The organism is Moorella sp. E306M, from assembly GCF_006538385.1.
GTDB lineage: Bacteria > Bacillota > DSM-521 > Neomoorellales > Neomoorellaceae > Neomoorella.
In genome coordinates, this window is sequence record NZ_BJKO01000001.1 from 1,040,341 (window position 1) to 1,040,885 (window position 545).

The window sequence follows — 545 nt, forward strand, 5'->3', positions numbered from 1 at the left end:
CGGCCGTCGGTCAGGGTTAAGGCATGGACTTCGCCCGGGTCTACGGCTGCCACGGCATCCCCCTGTACTTTCTCCAGGGCGGGTTTGACTACCGCTATATGCAGCCAGTAGCCGTTGCGGTGCCAGACGAGCTGGACCTGCTTGATTTCCAATCCCTTCAGCCTTGCGGGCAGTTTTATTTTAAGCGGTGGCTTCTTCCAGCCGTTGGACAGCCTGAGAGAACCGTCTTCTACGGTGATGCCGGTCACTTTCCACGTGGAGGTGAAAAAACGCTTAAGCCGCCAGGGATAGCGCCAATCCGTGTAGCCTTCTTCGTGGAGCTTCTTCGTCCTCTCCCAGCATTCGTAGTAGGTCTCTATGATGGCCTGCACGTCTTGGGAGTGAACGCTGAATCTCCCCTTCAAAAACTCTTTCATCGTGGCTTCGTCTATCCAGATGCCGTATTTAAACCAGAATAAGCGGTGGATGGTCATGACGGTGTTCCAAACTTTAGCGGATTCTCTCTGCAGGCTTCTGGCCAGTTCCTCCTCATGGGGTTTAAGACG

1 pseudogene is annotated in these 545 nt (G+C 54.5%); it reads right to left on the minus strand.

Features of this window, described 5'->3' with window-relative positions:
- A pseudogene (locus FLZ89_RS15915) lies at positions 1-473 on the minus strand (RNA-guided endonuclease InsQ/TnpB family protein); the annotation flags it as partial.
- Positions 474-545: the final 72 nt, after the last annotated feature.